We start from the raw sequence: 25533 nt of genomic DNA, 5'->3' as shown, positions 1-25533 counted from the left end.
GATCATTGGTTTTGATTTTATTTTATCTTAAACAAGTTCGCCATACAAATCAAACTCCTCTGCGGAAGTGATTTTTACGTTGGCAAATTCGCCAATTGAAATATAAGTATTGTCTGCGGCTACCAGAACCGTATTGTCTACGTCAGGCGAATCGTATTCTGTTCGTCCAACAAAATAATTGCCTTCTTTTCTGTCGAAAACGCATTTGTAAACCTCACCAATTTTAGTCTGATTTTTCTCCCATGAAATCTGCGACTGCAATTCCATGATCTCTTCTACTCTGGCTTCTTTCACTTCCTGCGGAATATCGTCTTCTAAAACGTAAGCACCAGTATTTTCCTCATGAGAATAAGTGAAACATCCCAATCTGTCGAATTTTTGATCTCTCACCCATTCTTTAAGCTCCTGGAATCTTTCTTCAGTTTCTCCCGGATAGCCGACAATTAAAGTTGTCCTGATCGCCATATCCGGAACTTTCTCTCTGAATTTATCTAATAAAGCATTTGTTTTTTCGTGAGTTGTCCCACGTTTCATGGATTTCAACAAATCTGAATTGATATGCTGAAGCGGGATATCAATATAATTACAAACTTTCGATTCTTCTCTGATGATATCTAAAACATCTTCCGGGAAACCGCTTGGGAAAGCATAATGAAGACGAATCCATTCGATTCCTTCTACTTTCACCAATTCTTTCAGAAGTTCACCCAAAGCTCTCTTCTTATATATATCTAAACCGTAATAGGTCAAATCCTGAGCAATTAAGATTAACTCTTTTACCCCAACTTTAGCTAATTTTTGAGATTCTTTCACCAATTTTTCAATCGGCGTAGAAACATGACCACCTCTCATCAAAGGAATTGCACAAAAAGAACAAGGTCTGTCACAACCTTCAGAAATTTTAAGATATGCATAATGTTTTGGTGTGGTCGTCAATCGCTCTCCTACCAACTCATGCTTGTAATCTGCACCTAAATGCTTTAATAAAATCGGTAAATCTCTCGTTCCGAAATACTGATCAACATCAGGAATTTCCTTAATTAAATCTGGCTTGTATCTCTCAGAAAGACAACCTGTAACAAAAACTTTCTCAACTTCACCTCTGTTTTTTGCCTCAACATATTCAAGAATAGTATTGATTGATTCTTCTTTTGCATTATCAATAAATCCGCAGGTGCTTTAAGCTGGCTCATCAAAACTTCTGAATCATAAACATTCTTGGAGCAACCAAGCGTTACAATATTAATTCTTTTCTTTCCTACAGATTTTGTACGCATCTTTCTATTTTGAGTCTGCAAAGATACAAAATATAACTCTGTATCATAAACATATAAAAACCACTTAAAAATAAGTGGTTATGATTTTATTTTAATAATTTTCATCCTGAAAAGTTGGTGAATTTTGGTCTTTATCGGAAAGAATCATATCCTCTTCTTTCAGTTTCCAATCTATATTGAGGTCTTCATCATTATACTTCACGCTTCCTTCAGATCGTTTATTATAAAAATTATCGCATTTATAAGAAAAAACAGCAGTCTCGCTAATTACTGAAAAACCATGACCGAAACCTCTTGGAACGTATAACTGTAATTTATTTTCCGCAGTAAGCTCGACACCAAACCATTTTCCAAATGTAGGAGAGTCTTTACGCAGATCTACCGCAACGTCCCAAACCTTACCTTCTAGGCATGAAACTAATTTTGCCTGAGCATTTTCACCTTTTTGTAAATGTAACCCTCTCAAAACACCATATGAAGATTTCGAAATATTGTCCTGAACAAAATGTCCATTCATTCCTGTGAGTTCTTCAAATTTTTTTTCGTTAAATTTTTCAAAGAAATAACCTCTTTCATCTTCGAAAATTGTAGGTTCTATAATATAACAGTCTTTGAGTGGAGTTTCTTTTATTTTCATTAGTACAATTATTTACTTATCATATGTAAAAATCAATATATCTCCAGGCAGAATTATAGATTTATATTTTTTAAATGCCGAAACATTTTTAGCTTTTCCAGAGAGATTATCAACTTTTTTCATTGTTTTTGTTAACATATAATCTAAAGTAAAATTATCTGTTAATGATTTATTCTGGATTATAATAAATTTGTTTTTCCCATTTGACATCATTGAAACTATTGCATTTCTACCGTTTGTTGAGAAATGTTTAAAACCTTTTGGTACAGACATCAACTTTGTCGTTCCTTTTGGAATTTCACTACCTGTGTGAAATATGGCATCAGAAATAACTCCGGAAAATACCCAAGCTACTCTTTGGATTTGTGCATTTACACTTTTTACTACATTATAGGTTGGTGTTGGATTTCCTTTGTCATCAACTATAGAGTAACCATATTTTTCTTTTACCCAATTGTCTTCATAAGTAAGTGTCCAATAAGTAAAATACTGTAATACCTGCGCCCCATATAATAAATTACCAAATTGTTGAAGTTTTATCCCTGCTACTGTTGGTTTCAAATAATTATAATGAATTGTCGAGCAAGCAAAAGCCCAGAAGGGAATATTATTTTTTTTCTTAACTTCCTCACTACCTCAAGATTCTCATACCAATCATCTCTAATCCTGTTATTCACTAAAGGATAATTATCAAAAGAGAGAAATGTTACTGGTACTTTATTGATAAAAGTCTGTAGATAATCTTCATAACCGTAATGATCAATATCTTTTGATCCCACATAGTTTGGAAATAAATTGACATAAAAAATATTTTTCTTGTCATATTTTTTAATGTCTTGAATCAGTCTTGTTATATACTCAAATTTCTTGGGTGAGGGTTCATCCATAATACCATAGCCATACAAAGCAGGGTGATTTTTAATGAGATTTACTGTTCTCTCAGTATCACTAAAAAGTGTTTCTGTCTTTATAACCAGTTTTACATTTGCCGCATAAGCTGCATCTAATGCTTTTACAACTTCTTTATCTGTATTATAGAGCGTATAACACATATCAATTCCAGCATTTTTCATTGTCGCAAATTGCTCCTTTGTGGAGTATTTTCCTGGTGGCACGCCATGAAATGCAAAAATAGGAATGTGTTTACTTTGTGATAATAATATATTACAAAGAAACAATATAATAAATACACTAAATTTTTTGAACATAATTGTAAAAATTAAAAAACAATCCTACAATTTAATTACTATTTAAAGTTAGTAGCACTTTTACGGTTCGTAATAATATTTTAACATCAAGTAACGCAGAATAGTTTTTTATATAATATAAATCATATTCCAATTTCTTAAGATTATCTTTGGGTGTAGCTTTTGGAAGATTAACCTGTGCCCAACCTGTAATACCTGGTTTTACCAAATGTCGTAAATCAAAGTACGAATTTTCAGCAACAGATTTTTCAACATATTTCTGCTGTTCCGGTCTGGGACCAATAAGACTCATATTTCCATTTAACACATTAAAAAGCTGTGGTAATTCATCAATTTTTGTGGTTCTCAAAAACTTGCCGACAGTAAGAAGTCTGTCATCTTTATCTTTAGTATAATCACCATTATGATTAATTTTCATTGTTCTCAGTTTGTAAATTCTGAACTTTTTAGAGTTCTTCCCTACTCGTTCCTGATAAAACAAAACTCTACCGGGAGAATTTAAAAAAACCAATAAAGCTCCCAAAGCAACTATTGGTATAGCAAATGGCAATAAAATTAAGGATACTATCAAATCAATGAATCTTTTCAAAACAAAATCACTCTTTTCCAAACCTATTGAGAAAATATCATCAGCAAGATATTCGTTAGAATTAAGCTTAACAAGCGGAATTCTTCCATTTATTCTTTCATAAAATTCATGAACTTCAAAAACTTCTATCCCTTGAAGTTTGGCTTCGATTATTTCATTAGTTATTTTTTCCGGGAGATGATTTAATTCTGATGTTTCTATAACAATGGTTTTCACATTAAATTGTTTAATATAATCAAAAATACTTTTATGATTGTTATCCGAATTAAAAAAAATAGATTTATGAGATTTTGTAAAATTCTCTTCTTCTAAAATTTTCAATGTGATACTGCTAATGTTAATAAAAATATATCTCTCGTTATAGCTAGAAAGATTTAGATATTTCTTCATGCTGCTGTGTTTCTCAAAAATCTATTATCTTTCACAAAAAATAAATCTTATTACAAATATATAAATTTTATAAATCTTTACCCAAAATATTGAAAAACTTTCGACAACCATCTTTTGTAAGTATAATAAAAAGGGATTTCAATGTGATGTTTTTTAAAAGAATCTATTATTTCTCTGTTTCCTTTTTTGATATTTGAAAAGCTTCTATTGGATTCTCCTCCTAATCTCATTTTTAATATGTATTCTTTTAAATAGTATGAGGATATGTTATACTTTTCTAAAAATCTTAGCATTAATTCAAAATCTGCTGCAATTCTATATTTCAAATCGAAAACGCCATAGGTATCATACACTTGCTTTCTTACAAAAAATGTTGGGTGTGCAGGATGCCAACCTTCAGAAAATCGATTTCTTTTACCCGTTTTCCATTTTCTTACAATTTTGTTTGTGTCATCTTCTTTTACATAATACAAATCTGAAAATAAAGAATCAATATTATTTTCGAGAAAACAATTTGCAACATTTTCTACAACATTTTTAGAGATATAAATGTCATCTGAATTTAATAATCCTACAACATCACCTGATGTCATAGCTATTCCCTTATTCATTGCGTCATAAATTCCCTTGTCTTTTTCGGTAATCCAACGCATTCTTCCATTGAACAATGGCTCATATTCTTTAATAATATTTAATGTATCATCTGTAGATCCTCCATCTACGATGATATATTCAATATTTGAATATGTTTGATCCAAAATAGATTGAATAGCGCTTTTTAAATATTTTTCACTATTCCAACAAACAGTAATTATACTTACTTTCATTATCTAATTATATTTAGACAGAGGATTTTGCAATATTGTTTGCTACCTGCTCTGCAATCCATTTGTATGTTTTTTCCATGCCGGTTCTTAGGGGTTGAGAAACTTCCCATCCTATTTTCTCCTTATAAAGTTTATTATGAGAATTCCTTCCTTTCACACCCAAGGGACATTTAAAACCATATTTATCAAAGAACTCCTGTCCTTCAAGATTATTAATCTTTATCTTTTTATTTGATATATCTATTGCCATCTGTGCCAATTCGTTGATTGACACCATTTCTTCACTTCCTATATTTACGGGTCCTGAAAACTCAGAATCCATCAATCTTATAACAGCTTCTACACATTCGTCTATATAGAGAAACGATCGTGTTTGTGTACCATTCCCCCAAACTTCTATTTGTCCATTATCATTTTCTTCTGCTACTTTTCTGCACATTGCAGCAGGAGATTTTTCTTTGCCTCCCATCCAGGTACCTTGAGGTCCAAAAATATTGTGAAATCTTGCAATTCTTACATTTAATTTATAATTTCTATTGTATGCTAAATATAATCTTTCTGAAAAAAGCTTTTCCCATCCATATTCTGAATCCGGGTTTGCTGGATATGCAGAACTTTCTTCACAGTTTGGATTATCAGAATCTAATTGATTATGCTCTGGGTACATACAAGCAGATGAGGAATAAAAAACCTTCTTTACATTTTTAACCACACATTCCCTTGCTACGTTAAGGTTAATCATTGCAGAATTATGCATTACATCTGCATCATGCTCCCCAGTAAATATATATAAAGCTCCTCCCATATCTGCGGCAAGCTGATAAACTTCGTCTGTATCATCTTCTAAAACCAATTTTACAACAGATGGATCCGTAAGATCACCTACAATAAATTCATCACAAATTTCTGAGTGATCAAAATACTCGTGTTTTTTTATGTCGCAAATTCTGATATGATGACCTTCTTTCTTTAACCTTTTTCCGAGGTGTCCGCCAATAAAGCCACCACCGCCTAATATTACAATTTTTTTCATAGTGTTGAAGATGAATTAAATAATAAAAAAAATTTATTTATTCGTTTTAATATAATTAAAATATTTTTACAAAAATAATATCTCGCTATTAATTTTTGTGTAAGCTTTCTCTTTTTTAAACTAGAATTATTTTGATGTACTCTATATACAAGTGTATTGTCATTAAGATGATATATTGACTTTAATAAGTTCGCAGTCATTGCGATCCAAAGATCATGTGCCTCAGTATATATTGGAAATGGTAAAATATATTTAAAAATCTTTCTATCTATCATCATAGTACATCCATAATAAGCAGACCTTCCTAAAAAAATTCTTTTAATATTGCCCAACAAATCTTTTGAATCCTCATGTTTTAACTTTAAAAACTTAACATTGTTTTGGGATTCATTTTTAACCTGAAAATTTGACGCCACGACCAAAACATTTTCTTTTTTGAGTGTCTGATACAATAACTCCAACCTACCTTTAATCCAAATATCATCTTGATCTGCTAAGCAGATAATATTATTTTTTGATAATGAGACTGCTTTTTCAAAGGTTTTTACATAACCTATATTTATATTGTTGTGATACAGCTTTATTGATAGAGCCGTAAAGGCCTTAATAATTTCCACAGTACTATCTGAAGAACAATCATCAACTATAATCAGTTCATCATCTTGTGTTAATTGTTCTAAAATAGAACTAATCTGGTTTTTAATGTATTGTTCACCATTATATGATGCCATACATATAGAAACAGGTTCTCTCAACGTATTATTATTTAAATCTAATTTTAAAAAATTTCAAACTTCTATTTCTATAGATTTCTTTCAATAAATGAGGCAAATCTACTGCTAAAAAAAATAACAATTTATTTTTGTTTTTTCTGTAAACTTTTAAATCATTACAATATAACTTATATCTCTCTAAAGATTTTTTTTTCTTATTTGTTTTTGAAGAAAACTCCTGATGTAAACAAACATCGATAATATCTGCAAATATTTGACGATTATTAATTCTTTCAATAAATTCATGATCACAAAAATCTATACGCAGGTTTTTATTGTATCCCCCATTTTGTAGATAAAAATCTGTCTTTATCATCATTCCTGAATTTATTGCTGTGATATTGTGCAACATGATATCTGATTGAATTTCTTTTATTTCAGATGTTCTAAACCAATTATAATGACTCGGTGAAAAAAGGTGTTTTCCAATATATATTTTTGGAAATAAAATATTTTTATCCGTGTTTAATGTTTTTTTGACATATTTATTAAAGAAGTCACTTGGCAAACTGGTGTCCTGATCAAGAAATACTATCCATTGTAAATTCTTATTTTTAGAAAATTCCGCAAAATAATTGAATGCTATCGCAATACCGGAATTTGAAGAGTCATGTTTATAGTTAATGATAACATTGTCATAACTCGGGCAATCTTGTAAGACATTCCATTCTTTAAAATCAGTATTGTCATATATGGACAGCAGAAGTTGATTATCCAAAGAACTTTTTTTATGAGACATCACAATATCTTTGAAAGACTGAGTTTCCCAAAACTTCTCTCTATAACAAACAATTCCAAATAATATAGATATTTTCAAGATGTTAATATTTGCTGTGAAAATTATTTTTATTTATCATATTACAATTAATTTAAAAACCATGATTTATATGGTTTGTAAATATCTGCAAAATCTACTAAATATACTATTTGCAATATGGAGAAAGCTATAATAACCAACCAACCTATGAATTTTGATTTTGGCTCAAATATAAAAATAATCATAGGATATAAAAGAATTTGAACAACAGAAAGCAACTCAAATGTTCTTATGGAGAATACCTGTGCACTAGTGCTCAATAAAAAGAAAAGGCAAATAGATATTATATGCAGTCTAAACAATATATCAAAATATTTAATCTCTTTTAGTTTTTGATAAAAAAAAGCAAATAATATGACAAATGCCAAAGCAAACAATAATCTAAAACTGAAAATATTTGTTTCTTTTTCTTTCATCCACTCCATCATTTCAAGATAAACCGCAACACGTGGAAATACCTTATCTAATAACAGCAATGTTAAAAAGTTTATTTTAAGTATGGCAGACAAAAAACTTACAGCAATTGCAACGTACAGAAATCTAATATTAATTTTTATTTGCAATAATAACCAAGCCACTATCAGCACAATACTTGAAGAATGAAAAAAGAAACATAATAAAAGTTTTGTAAAAAAAACTTTATAATTTTTATCTTCCAGATCACCAATAGACCATAAAAAAATAGCCGCTGCAACTCCAGCTCTTATTGTTGTCATTTCGTGCATCAGAAATAGATTGCTAGTATACAAAATAACACTGAGAAAGAAAAACTGTGCATATTTTCTTATCGCAATTAATTTTATACTGACTCCGAATACAGCAAACAGTAATATACTAAATCTTGCTACCTGAACTTTATTGCTGAAAAACAAAATGAAAAAATGAGGAAATATGTACATACACCACTCAAACTTATTCTCGCTGTTTAAAAAATCTTTAACATTATTTTCTATGTATCTGAATTTTTTGAAATACATTGTATAATCGTTATCTATATTAAGACGTGTTCCTGCAAATATCGTAAGGATAACAATGAGAACAACAAAAAACAAATTCCTGTACTTAGAATTACCTAGCAAAGCAAAAAATGAAGTAACAAAAAAAAGAAGATAATATGTCATGGCTTTCTCTTCAAAAATTTCATTTTGTTCTTACTCATTAAGATGCAATTCTCTAATCTTTTTAAAAAAAAATCGGGAATCATAAATATAAAAAAAATAAACAATCTTTTGGAAAAGGTAAGTTTGCCCAATACATTACGATATTTCAATCGATTATTTTTATCTAAAGATCCTACAGTTCTTAATTTTAATAACTGAAAGTAAGAGAAAAGCTGAGATTTGTCCATATGCTGAAAAACCCATTCTAGATTCTGAGGTTTGTTTCCAAAAACATATTCTAATGTTTTGTGATAATCATCTATAAAAACTTTAAGTATGTTATTTTGCCAGTAACTTTTCTTCTTCGCATTAGAAACTATTAATTTATCATTTAACCAAAATAATTCTTTATTCCGGAAATCTTTTAATACAAGTGCTAATTGTGGAAAATTTTCACACTTTTCCAAATTTAAATTATTTAAATTCAATGAAGATTTTTTGTAAATAGTTGATCCTGTAAGCGTTAAATGCCATCCAATTTCGTCCATTATGGTATGAGGATTATGATATTCTTTTGATTTCACAGAAAGACTTCTTCCTACAGCATTCAAAGTCAAAAAATCATACTTTCTGTTATCTATTATTTCCATTATCTTGGTCAAAGCCCCTTCCACAATCATCATTGAATCACCAAGATACCAAATATAATCTTCTTTCGGCAAACTCATTGTATACAGACAATTTTTATCATGTCCCAAACTTTTATCATTTTTAAAATAATAGATAAAAGGATATTCAGACTTTATAATATTGATAATTTTCTCTGTATCATCATTATTGCTATCATCAGAAATATAAATTGGAATTTTATATTTTTTAATTTCTTTGATGATATATCTCAAATTTTCATCTAAAATAAATGCTCTATTATATGTAGGTATTGCAATAGCAAGTTTATTCTCTGATTTTCCCATATCTAAATCTACTTACTATGCCATTCTTTCTTTTTACTTAGAAAAATATACAAAGACCATGGCAAGCAAATAATAGCAATTATTATCGTAAAACCATATACTATACCATTTACTCCAAAGTATTTTCCCATAAAAAGGGTAGAACTGCAAATTAAAATTGCTGAAACGATTGAATATTGTAATAACGGTTCCTTCTTATGAGATCTTAAATATATTGCTAATGATGATATGATTTGGTTGATAACATATCCAAAAGAAAGAATAATTATCAAAGATAAGGGTAGAAACCTTCTGTAATACTCTATATCAAAATGTTGAAGGCAAAAAAATGCAACAACAAAACTAAAAATTCCGACAATACTAATTATTGTGGATTGCAGAAGTGTTCTATTAAATAACTGATCTAATTCCTCATATTCATTTTTTGCTATTAGATTGGAGAAAACAGGAATTCTTGTATTTACCCAACTCAATGAAATCAATAAGATACCATTAATGACAGCTAAAGTCATTCCCATTCTGCCTGCTGAAACCGGACCTTCAAAAATAAATATTAAAGGATTAAATATCTGATAAATAAAATATCCACTTATCCAACTCAGAGAGATTTTCCATTGCAGCGGAAATATTTCTTTTTTGTAATTGATCTTATACGTGTTCGGAATTTTCCACAACCTTTTAAGAAACTGTAATTTTGATGAACATATGATGCATACAAATACTACCAATAGTGCTAAAAGATTGGCTACCGGAAATGCAAATAATTTCAATCCAAAAGTAAAGCCAACTGAAAGAATAATCAGTTGTGTAAGTATCTGAAAAAGTCTTAGTTTTGCTATGTCTTTAATTTTGCCAACACCTTCAAAAAAAGAAAGAATTGCATTTAATATTAATGAGAAAGACGTTGCAAGAGAAACTATAATCCATGGTGATTTCCAATTGATGTAATCATTGCCCCCTCCAAAATAACTAAAGAAAAAAAAACCAAAAACACAAAGAATAATAATTAAAATGAGGGACATATATGAAAACCATTTCAATGTGAATTTAAATAATGATGATAATCTTGAAAGATTTTTTTCATTCCCAATAAATGACATAGAATCTGCGCTGAACTTCAGGTGGGCCATTTCGTGAGCTGCAAATTGAACTATAATCCCTGACAATCCAAGTTCAAAAAAAATCTGAATGGCTAATATACTGCTGAATGTATAATAATATCCTTGTTCATTTTTAGACAGAAATTGGGAAACCAATACCACTGTTGCCAATCCCCCTATTCCTTGTAAAAGTCGTCCCAAAACAGTATAAAAGACCGCTTCATTTACACCAAAATTAACAAGATATTTTTTTATCTTTTTCAAATGATTACTATTATTTAAAGATTTTTGCTTTTATTTTTCCAAAAAAACTTTTTTCCTCTGCTTGGTAACCATATCCATATTTATTTCCGTAACCGAAATTCGACTCTTTTACACCATTCAAAACAATTCCTACATTTTTCAATTTATTCTCCTTAACAGAATTGTTTAAAAACTCTATATAACTATTTTCGGTAACTTCAGATCTTGTAACATATACTATAACATCACTTTTATCTGCAATTAAGAAAGAATCTGTAACCAATAAAAGCGGTGCAGTATCTACAACAATATACTTGTATTTATCTTGTTGTTTAATGATGAGTAAAAGTTCTTCTAATTTCCCGTTCTGTAAAAGATCTGTTGGATTAGGGGGAATAGAACCAGAATATATAAAATCACAATTTTCGTTATAACCGCTTGGATGTATTATATTCTCAAGATTAACTTCATTTCCACTTAAAAATTCAGTTAAACCTTTTGCAGATTTCATCGAAGGATTATAACGCTGCAATTGTGGATTTCTTACATCGCCTCCAATTACCAATACTTTATCACGAGAAGAAGCCAATATTATAGATAGGTTGGTTGAAATAAGTGTTTTCCCTTCTCCCTTTACAGAAGAAGTTACCATAATTATTTGTACTGAATTTTTTGTTTGCAGTAAAAATTTCAAATTTGTCACAAAGATTCTGAAAGCTTCTGTTACAGGAGAAATTCCATTAAAGGCAACAAGAGCATCTTCTTTATTTTTAATTTTAGGAATTTCAGCAATTACAGGAATGTCTGTAAGTTTATTAATATCACCCCGTCTAATTATTGTGCTTTGCATGATTTGTTTTAAGAAAATAATTAAAAACGGTATTAGCAATCCTAATAAAATAAATACACCCAAGATAATCATTTTTCTTGGGGCGACAGGCTTTTTAAATACAAATGCTTTGTCTATAACCCTTGCCTTTTCGGCAGTCATTTCCATACTGATTGCTGCCTCTTCTCTTTTCTGTAAAAGCAGTAAATATAGGTTTTCTTTTATCTGCTGTTGTCTCTCAATACTTCTGAACAATTTTTCCTGTGTTGGAATTTTACTGATAGTTTGTTCTGAGCCACCAAACTGAGTTTCTATTTTTCTTTTTGCTAACTCCAATGTAATTGCATTCCTTTGCAGAGACTGCATTAAAGAAGATTTCATTTCTTCTATCTGCTTTGTAGCAGTTTTAACCAAAGGGTTATCCGGAGTGGCTTCTTCCAGATATTTATTTCTCTGCAAAACAAGTGCATTATATTCCTGAATTGCCTGACCGGCAGCTTCACTTTCCAATCCGATATTAAGTGGTAAAACATCACCTGTCCCTTTTCTGTTCAGAGAACTTTGTAACATCCTGGTAAGTTCCATCTGTGTACCAATCTCCAACATCTGAGCTTTACTCTGCTCTCTCAACTGAAGGTTAATCCTTGCCTCTGTAGGAAGATCAACCATATTATTATCGGATTTAAAACCCTCTTTCTGAGTTTCCACATCACCTAATTCTTTTGATATAAGTGTAATTCTTCTATCAATAAAATCTTTGGTTTTTTTAGATTCAATATTCTTATCATTAATAGCGTAGATGTTGTATTGCCTCACCAGGGCATCCAGAAAATCTTTAGCTTTAGCTTTATTCTCAAAATCAACGGAGAGGCTTATAATTGTACCTTCTTTATCTAACAGATCAACATTTAAAGCTTCCTGAAAATCATTAACTGTATTTTCAAAATCATTGTAAGTAAAATATATATCTGATAAATCTACCTTTTTCTGTAGTTTATATTCGGGATTTTTACGAATCATAATCACCGCAAAAGGTAAGACAGTAGTTTTACCATAAGTCGTAGTAATAACATTTTCCCATTCTTCAGAAGACAAGATGACAGTATTGCCTTTTGTTTTTACAGATATAGGTTTTTTAGGTAATTCCTGATCTTTTTTTTCCTGAATAACATTGATTATGTACGGACTATTCTCCCCGTACAATTCAAGATTATTAAATGTCTGCTTAGCGTAAACAGGAGTTTGAAAATTGTGATCTTTCACAACATCTGAAACAATTGTCTTAGATTCAAAAACGCCTACCTCATTTTCAATACTATTTGTTCCCATTCCGCTCAGACCGCCGATGCTCTGCAAAACTCCCATATCTCCTGATGCTGCAGACATTTTTTTCGCATCTTTAATGAGTACAGACGTTTGAGCTTTATAAACAGGAGGAGTAGATTTTATGTAATAAACAGCCAGTACAAGCATCAAAAAAACCATTCCTGCAAAATACTTCCAGTTTTTCAGATAAGGATTGATGAGTTCTTTAAAATTAGTTTCTTTATTGTTTTTTTGATCCATTTGTTGGATTATATTTTTGAGAATTATGATTTATTTTTGATATTTAATTAAACTTTGCAAATATATCTATATTTTACAAAAGGCAGGTGTTATTCTTAATTTTTAATTGTTATTCTATAATCATGATGACTCTTAGGTTATCACATAAGTAATCATTATAATAAAAAACACATCAATTCAACTTATACGTCAACATCAACCCACCTCTGGTCGGGATAATCTCTCCGCTTTTATTCCATTTTTCCGCAACGTCATACCGTTCGTTATTGTCTTTAAGATATCCTTTATATATAGATTGACTGCTTCCGACACCTGCATACACATCCAAACCAAACTTTTCATTAATTGTAAAATGATAGCCACCGCTTATTCCTATTATAAAAGCCAGACCTTTTTGATATCTCTCGGTGGTACGCACAGTACCGTCTGCTAAAAGCTGAGGATTCCCGTCATCATTCAAGACCGGTTTTGCCTCAAAATAATTCCACTTCTGAAGATTGTAGGCTGCAATACTTCCATATGCACCTATGTACCAACCTTTCATCAATTCTTTAAAATAATATCTTCCTTCCAATGTTCCCATATAAATCTGAAGGTTCTTTCCGTCAAAGGATTTCCAGGGCGATATAAACCCTTCCGCCTGCAGAGAAAAATTTTTATTTAAAGCCTTCTCAACTCCGAGATTGATCATTCCTAAGGGCAAAAAAGGGGCGTTTACTTTTATCTCTGTCTGAGCATTTACTTTCAGGAAGAAAGAGGTAACTGTAAAAAGCGTCATTTTAGAAAACAACTTCATGCTATACTTCATATATTTCGGACGGTCTTATTTTCTTAAAACCGAAAATGTCTTAAGCAAAATTCGTGCATCTTTTTTAAAAGAAAGCTTATGATAATAATCCAGATTCATTTTTACCTTTTCGGGAAAGAGAATTTCATCATTATATTTCAGCGGATTTTCCTGTCTGTTTAAAAGTTCTTCTTCATTTCTGAATTTGATTCCCGCCTCGCTTGTCAGTCCCGGCTTCAGCTGCAATATCAACCGGTATTCGCCTTTAAGAACATCATAATATCCGGGAATATCAGGACGAGGTCCTACCAACGACATATCTCCTTTTAAAACATTAAAAAGCTGTGGAAGCTCATCTAGCTTCGTTTTCCTGAGCCATCTTCCAATGTGAGACTTTGAGGCATTTGCCGGATGGTAAGTCCTCAACTTATAAATAGTAAAAGCTCTACCATCTCTCCCGATTCTTTTTTGTCTGAAAATGCCCGGAAAACCGGTATCGAAGGATGTAATTATTATCAAAATAATAAAGAAGGGCAGTAAAACAATTATTGCCACGAAACTTAATCCGTAGTCCATCAGAGCTTTCCACCATGGGTATTTTTTCACTTGTCTTTTATTGATTGGCAAAGATAAGGAAAGATACTGACTGTAAATTTGAAGTTTTAATTTAAAAACATTTCAGTTTAAAATGACAACTGCTTACTTAATGAAAAGCAAGCAGTTGTAATGTATATTAAATTTTATTTAACAAGGTTTTTATTTTGAAAATACCTGGTTGATTTTTATTTTAATTCTTGCCCTGTCATCATCTGAAAGATTTGATCCGGACGGAAGACACAAACCGTTATCAAACAATCTTTCAGAAATATTTGTTCCATAGTAAGGCGCATCTGCAAATACTGGTTGCAAATGCATCGGTTTCCAAAGTGGTCTTGATTCTATATTATCTTCAAGCAAAGCCAACCTTAATTCTTCACGGTTTTTACCTGCTTTATTTTCATCAATAACAATTGCAGACAACCAATGGTTAGAATAATAATCTTCATTTGGTTCAGAAAACACTTCAACTCCATCAATATCTTTAAATATTTCAACATAAAAATCGTGCATTTTTCTGCGTGCTTTTACCCGGTCATTTAAAACTTCCATCTGTCCACGACCAATTCCTGCAACGATGTTGCTCATCCTGTAATTATAACCAATATGAGAATGCTGATAATGAGGAGCATTGTCTCTTGCTTGTGTTGAAAGAAAAACGGCTTTATCTTTATCTCCCTGATTGTGACACACCAAAGCACCGCCACCGGAAGTTGTTATAATTTTATTACCGTTGAATGACAGAATACCGAAACGTCCAAAAGTTCCGCAAGCTTTACCTTTGTAAATGGAACCTAAAGCTTCTGCTGCATCTTCAATCAAAGGAATTTCATGTTTTTCAGCGATTGCTGTAATCTCATCCATTTTGGCGGGCATTCCGTACAAATGAACAACAATAATTGCTTTTGGTTTTTTACCTTTTGAAATTCTGTCTTCGATAGCTTCTTCCAAAGCAACCGGACACATATTCCAGGTTTCTTTTTCCGAATCTATAAAGACCGGAGTTGCGCCACAGTAAGCAATTGGATTAGCGGATGCTGAAAATGTCATCGACTGGCAAATCACCTCATCGCCATATTCTACTCCACATTCAATTAAAGCTAAATGTAAAGCTGCTGTTCCTGCAGAAAGAACTGCAACTTTCACGTCAGTATTCAGGAAATTTTCTAAGTCTTTTTCAAAGCCGTCTACATTGGGACCTAAAGGGGCTACCCAATTAGCATCAAATGCTTCGTGTATGTATTTTAGTTCGGTTCCTCCCATGTGTGGAGAAGAGAGCCATATTTTTGAATTCATTATTTTTTTACAAAATTAAAGTTTACGATCTATATAAGGGGAAAAAAGATGTATGAGTTTTATCTTTCGACAATTCGTCATAAATCTTTTGATCAACTATAAATTTCCATATTGAAAATTGTTTGAAATTTTTTGAAAAGGCAGATTTAAATCTGAATAGCGAATCATCATCCTGACCACCTACACCACCGCCTAGATGTAAATTTTCGGCAGTTACCTGATTTCCCAATAAACGAGCTTCGTTTAAAATTAATTTCATAGGTGTCTCCCGAATAAATTCTTCTGTTGTTCCCGCTAAATGATACTGCATAATTTTTTCTGTCATTGTAAAAATTGCTCCTGCAATAACTCTATCGTTTTTGACAGCTATCAATAATTTAGATTCAAAATCAGAATTATTTAAAAATTCATAGAAATATTCTTTAGAAAAATAATAGTTAGAAGCTGCATTTACCCTATCCATTGTTTCATAATAGATAGTTATAAATTGATCTATTTCTTGTTTGTCACCTGCTTCTTTTACAAAAATTTCCTTTCTGCTTAATTGATTGAGCTCCGATTTCAAAGACTTCCGGTATTCCTTACGTTGCTCGTCGGCTGATTTTGTTAAATCTATCGATACTGTTTTGTTCAAATCTACGATCTCTCCCAAACCAGCAATAATTGGCTTCTGATCAATGAGCGGATGCAATCTGGAAAATACCGAAACTATATTTTGCTCCTTACAGAAAGCAACAAAATTCAATTTAAAAAACGACAATAATTTAGCAGGATTATAATTGTCTTCAAATCTATAAATGGGTCCTGCATATCCATATACTGAAGTGATATCAAAAAAAACTGTATTTTCAATTGGTCTTATAACAACCGGTAAAACTATAAAATTTCTATCATCAGAAAAAAGTAAAAGTTTTGAAGCAAAACCAGTATCAATCTTGTGGAAATAAGCGGTGTGATGAAAATCATATATTGCAGCCTGCTTTACAATTTCACTCCATCTCGGCGAATTATTTTCTATAATCTCATATTTAAGCATTGCTACTAAATTGGTTTATAAAATTAGCTATATATTTCATATCAGCAGTAGTGTATCTAAAATCTATATGTATAAACAATAATGAATTCTGTAGGCGAATATCATCTTCTGAGAATTGATTTGGCCATAAAACCATTGGGTAAATGTTATGAGTTATAAGATATTTCTTTAACTTCTCTCTTTCCTCCGTATCAGTAAATTTTAAAATTAAAGAATATTCTAAACCAGAGTTACCAGTAAGCAATTCAAATTTTGGAGTTTCTTTAATCGTATTTTTCATAATAAAAATGTTGTTTTTCTTACATTCAATTATTTTAGAAATATCTAATTCTAAAAGATATTCTTTAACAATAAAAGGTAGTGCTGAATTAGTTTCAATATTTTCAAAAGAATGTTCTGCCGAAATTAATAGATCTCTAAAAATTTCCTTCTCTGAAAAATTACCTTCTAAATATTTTTTCTTCAGAAACATACCTGTAAATTTTTCCATTGCTACATCTTCGGCAAATAATGTGCATGGAATTTCCGGTAATTTTATCTTGGATTTCACGAATCCTCCTACAGGAATTGGCAAAATTTTACGTAAAGAACCAAAAATATAATCTGCTTTGCTACTACCAATCAAGCTTAAGTTATGAGTCAAATCCTTTATTGTAATAATGTCTTTTAAATGATCAAAATCTGGTGATGAAACTCCAAAATAATCTACCAGCAGGATAACATACAAATTGCTGTCTTCAATGTGATCCGGCAATGTATTGTTAAGAGGATTACATTGGTAAAATTCTAATTCAATATGTAAGTCTTTAATAAAATCATACACTTCATGGCAATAATAAGTAGGAACATATATTTTTTTCCACTTAAATTGGTTAATACCATTTATAAGTATATTGCGTAAAGCGACACGACCAGAAAAATATAAATAATCCATATTATTAAGGTCATGACGTTTATCAGTAGCTTTAGATCTAAATTCATAATCACTGCTGTAATGAAAATCAGAACCAAATTCCTTATTCCTCATTCCAATAATTATTTTCCTTTATTAAATCAAAGTAATCATCTCTCGTAATTCCTACTATAGCTTCATCTATCCATTGATTTTTTCTGAAATACTGTTTCTTTTTTAATCCTTCAATAACCCAGCCACATTTTTTAGTATAAACTCCTATTGAAGGTTCGTTGTTGGCTATGATTGTTGTATTCATTCTCATAAGACCTAATTCTTCAAAAGCATATCTGTTTATAGACATTACCGTATCAACCCCATATCCTTTTCCTCTTGTATCTTCACTGCCCAACAACATACCGTGAAATGCATTTCTGTCCTTCCAATTGATATCCACCAAATTGGCCATTCCGATTAATCCCAAATCTTTAACATGAATAGCAAATTTTTGATTATTACTATTTAAAGATAAAGATTTAAACCATTTCTCCTGATCTTGCATGCTAGACGGAAAGTGCCATCCTCCTAACATATAATTTATTTCCGGGTCATTAGACCACTGATGTAATAAAGGCAGATCTTCTTCTTCGATAGCCCTAAGCTCAACTTTTTTACCGGTAATATTCATTATATATCTTTTTTGAAATGATTGTTGCTTAAATTTTTACTAATTCCCAAATCATCTACTTCATCAACAGTTTGACCATGTACAATATCAGATGATTTAAAAAATAATGATTTAAATGTCATAAAAATAATCTTTATATCTAAACTCAAAGATAAATTTTCAACATAGTAAACATCATTGTTAAATCTCTCCGAAAATTTCATGTTATTTCTTCCTTTAACTTGTGCCAAGCCAGTAATTCCAGGACGCACGTTGTGTCTCTTTTTATGTTTCTCAGAATATAAATTTAAATATTCTGGTAATAAAGGACGAGGTCCTATTAAAGCCATATCTCCTTTTAAGACATTGATCAATTGCGGCAATTCATCTAATGAAGTTTTACGAACTATCGCACCCACCGCTGTTAATCGTTCAGCATCAGACAACAAATCCCCATTTTCATTTTTTTTGTCATTCATCGTTTTGAACTTGATGATCCTAAAAATCTTTTCATTTAAACCAGGACGAGCCTGAAAAAAGAAAGGCTTACCATCATTTGCAAAATATAAACAGATCGTTACAAGCACAAAAACAGGACTCAGAAATAATAATCCTAAAAATGCAATGGTAAAATCTATCAATCTTTTAATGAAGTTTTTATACATTTATATTTTTTCTATAATTAAATTAAAAGATTTACCAACCAAATATTCCTTTTTTAACAAAATTTCTGCATTATTTCCTAATTCATGTAAGTTATCTTTGGTAAACAATTTATTAAGCTTTGTTTGCATTTCGATTTGATTACCAGAAATTACTTTATATCCACAATAAGCATTTTCGATGATATCACCGATATCAGTATTAGGATCAGTAGCAGCAATTACAGGCATTTTCATTTCTAAATATGATAATAACCGAGACGGGAAATTAGGAATTAAGAAATTTTTATCCAAAAATATTAAGCCCACATCACAAGCAGCAAGCAGTTGGTCGTAATCTTCTTTCGGTAACTGCTGCAAAAGTTTTGCATTTGCCGGTTTTTCCTGAATAAACCAGTTTTGAATCCTTGGAAATTCTGTTCCATTTCCAACAATCAAGAAAAAAGCCTGTTCAATTTTTGTAGCATTAATTGTTTCCAGTAAAAAATCCAATCCTTGTGGTTTACCTAAATTCCCTCCATATACAAGCACTTTTTTATCTGTGGGAATCTGATATTTTTCTCTTATCTTTTTTTTCTGCTCATTAGAATAGCTAAAAACTACAGGTTCTATCGTGTTTGGATTGACCTCAATTTTACTCTTGCTGACTTCAGGATTATGCTTTAAAACAAAATCAACATTTGCCTGTGACATACATCCAATCGTATCTGAAAGCTGATATAATTTTCTCTCTTTTTTTACAAATTGCTTATGTAAAAATCCGTCTTTCTTAAGCATATTCATATCCACGGCATTTTGAGGGAAAATATCTTTCAACAGAAGATACGATTTTGCATGATCCCTTTTCTTTATGTACTCAATCACTTTTCCCAAGGTAATAGGAGGCGTTGAATATAAAACAAGGTCAAATTTTTTATGAGAACAATATTTTTTAACCGCAGAGAGGTACTGAAACTCTAATGCAAGAGTTCCTATACCTTTTTCAATGATATTTGTTTTCTGAATATTAAATGTTTTTACCTGAAGAACAGAAACCCTTTCTTTTTCACTGAAATTAGTAGGAATACCTCTTCTTCTTTCCACAGGCGTCACAATGGTCACATCATGACCTTCATCACGGAATTTCCGCAACAAATCCTGATAAATCCCACGTTCTTCAATGGAGTTAATTTGGACTAACGTTAAAAAAATAATATTCATGGGTATATCTCTATAGAGCTTTAAAGAAATATTCAGCCGCATCCGGCTATTTAAATTTTCTATATTTCTTCTGACCAAACAGTCCTTTTAATATAATCTGTATAAGAAATAATAATTCTCACCACTTTTTCAGAAACATTTGGCATCGAGTAATCGGAAACAGGTCTGAAATTCCTTTCTTTACCTACTTTTTGTTGTAAAACCTGCGTTAATCCCTGTAAAATACGTTCAGGAGACAAACCTACCATCATTACACTTGCTTCTTCCATTGCTTCAGGTCTTTCGTGAGCCTGACGTATGTTTAATGCTCTGAAATTTAAAATTGATGATTCTTCTGAGATCGTTCCTGAATCTGATAATACCGCATAAGCTCTTTTTTGCAATGCATTGTAATCATGAAAACCCAATGGTTTTAAAAACTGAATTTCCGGACGCATCTCAATCTGCATTTTGTCGATCATATTTTGCGTACGCGGATGCGTTGAAACAATGATTGGATATTGATACTTCTCTGCAATCGCATTTAAAGAAGCCATCAAACCTCTGAAGTTTTTCTCGGAATTGATATTTTCTTCCCTGTGAGAAGATACTACAAAAAATTTACCTTCTTCTAAGCTTAACTTTTCAAGTACGTTTGAAGCATCAATTTGGGGCAAATAATGATTTAAAACTTCAAACATCGGAGAACCTGTTTTGATGATTCTATCTGCAGGAAGTCCTTCTCTTAAAAGATATTCTCTCGCAATATCCGAATAGGTTAAATTAATATCTGAAGTATGATCTACAATTTTACGGTTGGTTTCTTCCGGAACTCTCTGATCAAAACATCTGTTTCCTGCTTCCATATGGAAAATAGGAATATGTCTTTTCTTTGCAGGAATGGCACACAGACAAGAGTTTGTATCTCCCAACACCAAAAATGCATCAGGTTTTAATTCTTCCAATAAAGGATCAATTTTAATCAAAATATTCCCCACTGTTTCTGTAGCAGTTTTTCCTGCAGCTTCCAGAAAATAATCGGGTTTACGAAGTCCTAAATCTTCAAAAAAGATCTGGTTGAGTTCGTAATCATAGTTTTGTCCGGTGTGAACGATGATGTGCTCTACTGCTTCAGAAGCATCTAATGCATCTAATACTCTTGATAATCTGATAATTTCAGGACGGGTTCCAACGACCGTCATTACTTTTAGTTTTTTCATTGTATGGTTTTTGGCTAAAAAATCAGCCTTTTTTAATTACTAGTTATATTAAAAGATATTTATACCTCTAAAAAATACGTGTCTGAATCTTCAGGATTGAAAGCTTCATTGATCCAAAAGATTGTATATAATTCTTCTTCTCCTATATTTTTAATATTGTGTGCGTACCAAATTGGCATATCAACATAAGCGGGTTCGTTTCCGTCTAAGTAAAAATCTAAAACCTCATCGGTATCTATTTTTCTTAATTGAATCAATGCTTTTCCTTTGATTACAGCAAAACGCTCAATCTTTCTGGTGTGATAATGGTTTCCTCTGGTAATTCCGGGAACTGTAGTGGAAAATGAACACTGCCCGCCAATTCCCAATCTGATAACTTCTACAAAAGCTCCGCGAGGATCTGTATGCTGAGTAAACTTTACCGGATAATGTGTTTTGTGATTGATATAAGAACGATACGTATTGAATAGATTATGCTCAAATGAATCATTGATTACAGGAATTTCTCCACCATCAAAATATTTAGTTTTATAATCATTTAATAAAGCTAAAACTTCTGAAACTTTTTTAGTTGCAGTAGCTTCAATAAAGAATTCGGGTTTATTGTTTCCTTCTCTGATTTCGGAAATGATCGTATCAACCAATTCCTGAACGTATATTAACTTTACCTCTCCGTCATTGGCAATAGTTGGGATTTCTCCATGAGTCAACTGATGACAGAATGTAGCAATAAAAGAATTGTAAAAAGGTTTTCCGAAAGCACCAAAGACGTTTGGAATAATCAATCCGGTAATTTTTCCTCCATTTTCTTCTGCCCAATCTGCTAACGCTTCTCTGCCCTCTTTTTTTGATCTTCCATACAGATTATCTCTCTCTTCCTGTGTAGAAGAAGAAATCATGACATGCGCTTTGGAACTTGTTCTTTTTAATGAATCAACCAGTTTTTGAGCCAAATGTATGTTTGTTTCATAAATAACTTGTTCACTCTCATGACGGTTCATTGCTGCTAAATGTACAACAACATCACATTCTGCAATAAACTGATCAAGCTGAGTCTGATCTTCAAAATATTCTTTTTTAAAATCAATTCTCTCAAATTCTTCAGGAAATAAACCTAAAGTATTGTATAGATGTCTTCCGACAAAACCATTCTGACCGGTAATTCCGATTTTTTTCATACTATATTGGCGTTTGGCAGTTGGTCTTTAGCAAATAGCCATTGCAACTGTTAAAAAATTTTATTTAAAATAATCTAAATTATATCTGTACTCATCACTGATTTCTCCCAAATCATAATCAGCTAAAACCAGCAGTTTACTGCCTTCTTCTTTTGCCTGTATCGCAGTGATACACCCCGAAGGAATATGGAGGTAAGTTAAAACATCATTGGTCAAAAGATATTTCTGAATTGTTAAATCTTTACACGGATTTTCAAAATCATCTACTGCAATTACAGAAACTTCAAAACTTCCTTTCATACAGGCAAACCATCTTTGTTCCACTTTGTGACCTTGCCAACCCCGAATGAAATCTGTAGAATGGTTTTCTATTGTATAAATTCTTTTGATCTGTGATGCATCAAAATCATTATTATAGGTAATGGTTCCTCTTTCATCCTGATGTTTTTTCCCTTCTAACAGCATCAATTTTCTTTTAACTTTTAACTTGGTTCTTTTTACTTTTTACTTCTAATAAGGATACTGCATCACATCTTCTCCAAAAACTTCTTTTCGGATCAAAGGTAAAGTTGAAATCAATTTTTTTAAACCTTCTACCCCCTGTTGTTCTGTATTGTGTGAATGATAATCTTCAATCTCTGCTACTTCTTCTTCACCTTCAGAAAAATATTGAGCATAGTTCAAATCGCGGTTATCCGCAGGAACACGATAGAAATCTCCCATATCTTCGGCTTTTGCCATTTCTTCACGGGTACAGAGTGTTTCATATAACTTTTCCCCATGGCGGGTTCCTATAACTTTTACGGGAACTTCTTTTCCTGTCAGTTCGATTAAGGCTTTTGCCAAATCGCCGATGCTACCTGCAGGAGCTTTGTTTACAAATAAATCTCCAGGATTTGCATGTTCAAAGGCAAACAATACCAAATCAACGGCATCTTCCAAGGACATAAAAAATCGAGACATATTAGGATCTGTAATCGTAATCGGTTCTCCTTTCTGAATCTGATTTAAAAATAAAGGAATTACAGAACCTCTCGATGCCATAACATTACCATAACGGGTAAGACAGACTACTGTATCAGTTGTATTTCTAGATTCTGCAACCGCCACTTTTTCCATCATCGCTTTTGAAATTCCCATTGCGTTGATTGGATAGGCTGCTTTATCGGTTGACAGACAAATTACTTTCTGTACTTTGTTTGAAGTTGCTGCACGAATTACATTCTGCGTTCCTTCAACATTGGTCTTTACCGCCTGCATCGGGAAAAACTCGCAAGAAGGAACCTGCTTCAATGCTGCTGCGTGAAAGATATAATCAACACCTCTGGTTGCCGGTTCTACACTTGAGAAATCTCTTACATCGCCGATATAATATTTTATTTTGTCATTTTTGTACAGGTTTCTCATGTCATCCTGTTTTTTCTCATCACGAGAAAAAATACGGATTTCTTTGAAATGATCAGTTTGTAAAAATCTGTTGAGAACAGCAGTTCCGAATGAGCCGGTACCTCCGGTGATTAATAGTATTTTATTTTGAATTTTCATTATTATAAATTTTAATCCATTTATTTATTTGAGTTTTGATATTAAATTCTTGATCTAATAACAATGTAGCGTTCTTACGCATTTCACGATATTTAACTTCTGGCATATCAATCATTTTATCAATATTTTCAGCAATTATCTGAGGTGAATTGCTAATATGAAATCCACATTCATATTTTTTTAACATTGACCAGGGAGTTCCCTCTGATGCAATCACCGGAGTTCCCTGATTAAGTGATTCGATAACTACATTTCCAAAATTTTCGGTTTCCGACGGCAATACTAAGGCATATGATTCTGCATATATTTTTTCTTTTTCTTCACCTATTAAATGCCCTTGCCACTCTACTTTATCGTACAAGTTTTTAGATTTGATTAATTCTAGAAGTTCCTGATAATAATCTAAATGTCTTTCTTCGTGCTTGCCTACAATAATAAGCTTATAATCTGAATCTCTAAACTTATCACTTATAGATAAACCCTCAATCAATTTATGTATTGCTTTGATCCTATGTATTCTACCAAGATATAAAAATTGTTTTTTTATAATATCTTCTCTTCGCTTACTTGGCTCGATAAAGTTAGGAATTTCTACAGTTTTCACGTTTCCAAAAACAGATTTTATTTCTGCAGTTTCTTTCTCAGATGTACTATGAAAGAGAATGTTTTTACACCATTTTTTATATAAAAAAAGAAGCGGTTTTTTTTTGAGACGGCTAAATTTTAATGCGTTTGGGCTTAACTCTCCTCTTACGGACCAAATAATCTTTTTCTTTGGAAAAAAAAATTTAATGTAAAAAAAGCTAATGATCGAAAGAATATTAAATAAGCTATTAAGGTGTATAATATCTGCAGATTTAATTCCTCTTATAATTTGCGTTATTAACGTAAAAGAAATCGATACTGTGCTTCCATAATAAACTGATCCTAATTCATCAACTATTGCCTTATCTACGGCTACCGCACCTTTCTGGATACCTAATGAAGTCGTTACTATTTCAACTTTTACACCTTTGTTTTTGAGCGCATTTGAATGCCAATACAGTGTATTGCAAGGTCCTCCAATTTGTGAAGGATAGTATGCTCCTATAGGTAAAAATATTTTCAAATG

The 25533-nt window shown here is 31.6% G+C and carries 25 protein-coding genes and 1 pseudogene; all 26 read right to left on the bottom strand.

The genetic code is table 11. From position 1 onward, the window contains the following. Positions 1-27: 27 nt before the first annotated feature. Positions 28-1277 (bottom strand): annotated as a pseudogene (gene rimO / locus K0R77_RS16130) (30S ribosomal protein S12 methylthiotransferase RimO). A gap of 91 nt (positions 1278-1368) precedes the next feature. Further along, positions 1369-1914: a dTDP-4-dehydrorhamnose 3,5-epimerase gene (gene rfbC / locus K0R77_RS16125; protein ID WP_300354676.1), complete on the bottom strand. Its 546-nt coding sequence runs from the start codon at positions 1912-1914 to the stop codon at positions 1369-1371. Between the two features lie 12 nt (positions 1915-1926). After that, positions 1927-2475, bottom strand: coding sequence for a hypothetical protein (locus K0R77_RS16120; RefSeq protein WP_300354673.1), 549 nt, complete (start codon positions 2473-2475; stop codon positions 1927-1929). After that, complete coding sequence (locus K0R77_RS16115) at positions 2472-3122, bottom strand: hypothetical protein (protein ID WP_300354671.1); 651 nt, start codon at positions 3120-3122, stop codon at positions 2472-2474. Before K0R77_RS16115 ends, K0R77_RS16120 begins: the two co-directional genes overlap by 4 nt. A 31-nt stretch (positions 3123-3153) precedes the next feature. Further along, positions 3154-4101 carry a sugar transferase gene (locus K0R77_RS16110; protein WP_300354668.1) on the bottom strand — a complete coding sequence of 316 codons (948 nt, stop codon included), beginning with the start codon at positions 4099-4101 and terminating at the stop codon, positions 3154-3156. 77 nt (positions 4102-4178) lie between these two features. Then, positions 4179-4928 carry a glycosyltransferase family 2 protein gene (locus K0R77_RS16105; protein ID WP_300354665.1) on the bottom strand — a complete coding sequence of 250 codons (750 nt, stop codon included), beginning with the start codon at positions 4926-4928 and terminating at the stop codon, positions 4179-4181. Positions 4929-4941: 13 nt separating this feature from the next. Beyond that, positions 4942-5961: an NAD-dependent epimerase/dehydratase family protein gene (locus K0R77_RS16100; RefSeq protein ID WP_300354662.1), complete on the bottom strand. Its 1020-nt coding sequence runs from the start codon at positions 5959-5961 to the stop codon at positions 4942-4944. Then, positions 5958-6716 carry a glycosyltransferase gene (locus K0R77_RS16095; RefSeq protein ID WP_300354659.1) on the bottom strand — a complete coding sequence of 253 codons (759 nt, stop codon included), beginning with the start codon at positions 6714-6716 and terminating at the stop codon, positions 5958-5960. The genes K0R77_RS16100 and K0R77_RS16095 overlap by 4 nt, the downstream gene beginning before the upstream one ends. A gap of 7 nt (positions 6717-6723) precedes the next feature. Further along, positions 6724-7551, bottom strand: a complete 828-nt coding sequence (locus tag K0R77_RS16090; RefSeq protein WP_300354657.1) for a glycosyltransferase — start codon at positions 7549-7551, stop codon at positions 6724-6726. A gap of 47 nt (positions 7552-7598) precedes the next feature. Next, entirely contained in the window at positions 7599-8672 is a 1074-nt protein-coding gene (locus tag K0R77_RS16085) for an EpsG family protein (protein ID WP_300354654.1), read from the bottom strand. Continuing rightward, positions 8669-9625 (bottom strand): glycosyltransferase, encoded by a 957-nt coding sequence (locus K0R77_RS16080; RefSeq protein ID WP_300354651.1) that lies wholly within the window; start codon positions 9623-9625, stop codon positions 8669-8671. The genes K0R77_RS16085 and K0R77_RS16080 overlap by 4 nt, the downstream gene beginning before the upstream one ends. A gap of 8 nt (positions 9626-9633) precedes the next feature. Next, on the bottom strand, positions 9634-10989 hold the full coding sequence (locus tag K0R77_RS16075) for a polysaccharide biosynthesis protein (RefSeq protein WP_300354649.1): 1356 nt from the start codon (positions 10987-10989) through the stop codon (positions 9634-9636). A gap of 10 nt (positions 10990-10999) precedes the next feature. Further along, positions 11000-13363 (bottom strand): tyrosine-protein kinase, encoded by a 2364-nt coding sequence (locus K0R77_RS16070; protein ID WP_300354646.1) that lies wholly within the window; start codon positions 13361-13363, stop codon positions 11000-11002. 172 nt (positions 13364-13535) lie between these two features. Continuing rightward, positions 13536-14159 (bottom strand): DUF3575 domain-containing protein, encoded by a 624-nt coding sequence (locus K0R77_RS16065; RefSeq protein WP_300354643.1) that lies wholly within the window; start codon positions 14157-14159, stop codon positions 13536-13538. Positions 14160-14186: 27 nt separating this feature from the next. Beyond that, positions 14187-14756 carry a sugar transferase gene (locus K0R77_RS16060; protein WP_367182752.1) on the bottom strand — a complete coding sequence of 190 codons (570 nt, stop codon included), beginning with the start codon at positions 14754-14756 and terminating at the stop codon, positions 14187-14189. 150 nt (positions 14757-14906) lie between these two features. Continuing rightward, positions 14907-16043 (bottom strand): aminotransferase class I/II-fold pyridoxal phosphate-dependent enzyme, encoded by a 1137-nt coding sequence (locus tag K0R77_RS16055; protein ID WP_300354640.1) that lies wholly within the window; start codon positions 16041-16043, stop codon positions 14907-14909. Between the two features lie 22 nt (positions 16044-16065). Next, entirely contained in the window at positions 16066-17079 is a 1014-nt protein-coding gene (locus tag K0R77_RS16050; protein ID WP_300354637.1) for a GNAT family N-acetyltransferase, read from the bottom strand. Continuing rightward, positions 17072-18106 (bottom strand): hypothetical protein, encoded by a 1035-nt coding sequence (locus K0R77_RS16045; RefSeq protein ID WP_300354634.1) that lies wholly within the window; start codon positions 18104-18106, stop codon positions 17072-17074. The genes K0R77_RS16050 and K0R77_RS16045 overlap by 8 nt, the downstream gene beginning before the upstream one ends. Beyond that, the gene (locus K0R77_RS16040) at positions 18096-18659 is read right to left on the bottom strand and encodes a GNAT family protein (protein WP_300354631.1); all 564 of its coding nucleotides are present in this window, start codon (positions 18657-18659) and stop codon (positions 18096-18098) included. Before K0R77_RS16040 ends, K0R77_RS16045 begins: the two co-directional genes overlap by 11 nt. Further along, positions 18659-19303, bottom strand: coding sequence for a sugar transferase (locus tag K0R77_RS16035; protein WP_300354628.1), 645 nt, complete (start codon positions 19301-19303; stop codon positions 18659-18661). The genes K0R77_RS16040 and K0R77_RS16035 overlap by 1 nt, the downstream gene beginning before the upstream one ends. Next, positions 19304-20500, bottom strand: a complete 1197-nt coding sequence (locus K0R77_RS16030) for a glycosyltransferase family 4 protein (protein ID WP_300354625.1) — start codon at positions 20498-20500, stop codon at positions 19304-19306. It lies immediately after the preceding gene. A gap of 59 nt (positions 20501-20559) precedes the next feature. After that, positions 20560-21699, bottom strand: a complete 1140-nt coding sequence (gene wecB / locus K0R77_RS16025) for a non-hydrolyzing UDP-N-acetylglucosamine 2-epimerase (RefSeq protein WP_300354623.1) — start codon at positions 21697-21699, stop codon at positions 20560-20562. A gap of 59 nt (positions 21700-21758) precedes the next feature. Further along, positions 21759-22877, bottom strand: a complete 1119-nt coding sequence (locus K0R77_RS16020; protein WP_300354620.1) for an NAD-dependent epimerase/dehydratase family protein — start codon at positions 22875-22877, stop codon at positions 21759-21761. A gap of 60 nt (positions 22878-22937) precedes the next feature. Continuing rightward, positions 22938-23342, bottom strand: a complete 405-nt coding sequence (locus K0R77_RS16015) for a WxcM-like domain-containing protein (RefSeq protein ID WP_300354617.1) — start codon at positions 23340-23342, stop codon at positions 22938-22940. Between the two features lie 45 nt (positions 23343-23387). Beyond that, complete coding sequence (locus tag K0R77_RS16010) at positions 23388-24422, bottom strand: polysaccharide biosynthesis protein (RefSeq protein ID WP_300354614.1); 1035 nt, start codon at positions 24420-24422, stop codon at positions 23388-23390. Next, entirely contained in the window at positions 24406-25530 is a 1125-nt protein-coding gene (locus K0R77_RS16005) for a glycosyltransferase family 4 protein (protein ID WP_300354611.1), read from the bottom strand. The genes K0R77_RS16010 and K0R77_RS16005 overlap by 17 nt, the downstream gene beginning before the upstream one ends. Positions 25531-25533 lie beyond the last annotated feature (3 nt).

It is taken from the genome of Chryseobacterium sp., assembly GCF_029240215.1.
In the GTDB taxonomy this organism is placed as follows: Bacteria; Bacteroidota; Bacteroidia; order Flavobacteriales; family Weeksellaceae; genus Chryseobacterium.
This window is presented reverse-complemented; position numbering and strand designations above follow the sequence as displayed.